Here is a 2,242-nt window from a genome sequence, read left to right as displayed (position 1 = left end):
GGGCAGGATGATGCGCCGAGCGGGGGCGGGGGACGGCCCGACACCCGCGTGCTCACCTGCGCCGCCGCCGCGGGCCTCGTCGCCCGCGCAGGCGCCGTGGTGATGAGCACCGGCCCGCTCACCTACCTGCGGATCGTGCGCGACGGCGGCTTCTGCACCATCGAGGAGACGACGCGGCCCGATTACGAGGCCACCCGCGACGAGCGGCAATGCTTCGTCGGCTACCGTTGCGTCGAGCGGCTGCAGGAGGGCCGCGAGGGACCTTGAGGGAGAGGAAACCTTGAAATTCCGGCCTGCGCGTGCCTTATTCCGTGCCTGGGGACGGATCGCCTGAGCGGCTTGCCGCGATAGCCCCAGGCCGCCGACGACGGGCAACCGCAGTCGGTCCACGCGCAACGCGAGATAGCCAAGTGTCCCGGCGAGTGATGGCCCCTCCTCCCCGTGAGCGAGGGGCCTTTCACGTCCGGAGCCGTCTCGAACCGTGGATGCCGGCCCGCCGGAAAGGGCGCGGCCCTGTCGTGAGATCGCATCTTCCTCACGCGAGCCGGGCTCCACCGCGCTTGAGAATGCCTCAGCGCCGCGCCCGGGGCCGCACCCGATCACCCTGGTACACCTTCGCGCACAGGACCGCGAAGCTGATCTTGGTCGTGCCGGCCAGCACCCGCCGCCGATCCTGCACCGGGTACGCGCTCTCGACGACGATGAGCAGTTGCTGCCGATGCCCGGCCGCCGCCCGGCGGAGGCTGAAGTACATCGGATAGCACGCGCCATCGGCCAGCACGACGTTGGCGAAGTAGACGTAGTTCCGATCCGTCGGCGTCATGTAGACCGAGGGACCCGGCAAAGCGTCGACGATGGCCGGCAATCGGCGGGAGAGTTCGTGCCGCGCGGGATCGTATGCGCGACGGCTCCGATGGTCCCAGATCAGGTGCTGGCGGTCGTGACGTTCGTTGTGGAAACCGACGGTGAAGCAGTGATTCGAGAAGCGTACCTCGATCGACAGCGCACGGCCGATCTTGTCGACGAAGAACGTCAGACGGCGCGGCTCCAGATGGGCAAGGTCGAGCCTCACGCCATCGATTACGTGGTCGAAATAGGCCATGGCCCATTCCGGATAGGTCTTCGGGCCTAGGCCGCGCAACCGGCAAAGCTTGCATGCCGCAAGGCTCGCCACCGAACCCGTCATGGCCACCGGCCCGAGCGAATTGGGAAACGCAAGAGCCTGGCGGAGATCGCCGCACCGGTTCGCGGCACCGTCGCGTGCGCGAACCGGATCTCGATCCGCCCCGCCGCCCGGCGTCAGGCCGCCGGGACGCCGATCAGCTCGGCCTGGAGGCCGCCGAGATAGGTGGTGAGCCGGGCCGAGATCGCCGGGTCGGCGCACTGGACCCAGAGCGGCACCGGCAGGGCGGCGCGCGGGCAGCGCAGGATGATCCGTTCGGCCGACAGGGCGGCCTGCCGCTCGCTCGCCGCGGCCAGGAGCTTCGAGCCCGTCGGCGTTCCGATCATGATGGCGATGCTCGTCATGCCGGGCCAACCCGTGAGCGGGCCGTCCGTTGCCTGCCGCCGGGGGCCGGGACGGCGTGTCGCGTGCGCGATCCCGATTCCCGGTCTACCCTGTCGCCGCCGCGGCTCATGAGCCTCGGCCCCGAGGGAGGATGGAACGCCGTGCGACGCCTCCTGAAGTTCCTGCACACGATGGGCGCGGTCGGGCTGATGGGGGCGTTGGCCTGCCTGCTCGTGCTGTTCACGTTCGTGCCGCCGCCGGCCGACCGGGCCGGATACGCGCTGATGCGCGGCGCAATGGGCGCGGTCGCCACCTGGATCTTCCTGCCCGCGCTGGCGCTGACGCTGCTGGCCGGCCTCCTCGCCCTGGCGCAGCGCGCCTTCCACCGGGCGGTCTGGGCCTGGGCGAAGCTCGCCACCGGCGTGCTGATGTTCGAGGGCGGCCTCGTCTACGTCCAGGGACCGATGCGGCAGGAAGCCGACTTGAGCGCCGCGGCCTTGGCCGGCCGCCTCGACCCGGCGACGCTGGCCCAGTCGCTCGGGCCCGAGCGCAACACCCTGTGGCTGCTCTTGGTCGTCGCCACCGCCAACGTGGTGCTCGGCGTCTGGCGCCCGCGGCTGATGCGGCGGGCGCCCAGTATAATATACAAAAATGACGCAGCCGACGACACCATAACTGTAGATATAGGTGGTCGCCGTATAATTAAAAAAAAAAAGGGGGGGGGGGGGGGGGGGG

General features: G+C 69.9%; 3 protein-coding genes and 1 pseudogene. 2 read left to right on the top strand and 2 right to left on the bottom strand.

Translation table 11 applies throughout. From position 1 onward, the window contains the following. A partial coding sequence (locus FV230_RS30105; protein WP_187275650.1) for a hypothetical protein occupies positions 1-267 on the top strand: 267 nt, incomplete at its 5' end. 304 nt (positions 268-571) lie between these two features. Here the strand turns inward: FV230_RS30105 and FV230_RS27480 are convergent. Further along, entirely contained in the window at positions 572-1,102 is a 531-nt protein-coding gene (locus FV230_RS27480) for a hypothetical protein (RefSeq protein ID WP_147844619.1), read from the bottom strand. 197 nt (positions 1,103-1,299) lie between these two features. Further along, positions 1,300-1,527 (bottom strand): hypothetical protein, encoded by a 228-nt coding sequence (locus FV230_RS27475; protein ID WP_147729635.1) that lies wholly within the window; start codon positions 1,525-1,527, stop codon positions 1,300-1,302. Positions 1,528-1,668: 141 nt separating this feature from the next. On the opposite strand from FV230_RS27475, the pseudogene FV230_RS27470 reads away from it, so the two are divergent. After that, a pseudogene (locus tag FV230_RS27470) lies at positions 1,669-2,142 on the top strand (hypothetical protein); the annotation flags it as partial. Between the last annotated feature and the right edge of the window lie 100 nt (positions 2,143-2,242).

The sequence above is a fragment of the Methylobacterium sp. WL6 genome (genome assembly GCF_008040095.1).
Lineage (GTDB): Bacteria > Pseudomonadota > Alphaproteobacteria > Rhizobiales > Beijerinckiaceae > Methylobacterium.
Note: the sequence above shows the minus strand (reverse complement) of the source record. Positions and strands in the feature narration are given on the sequence as shown.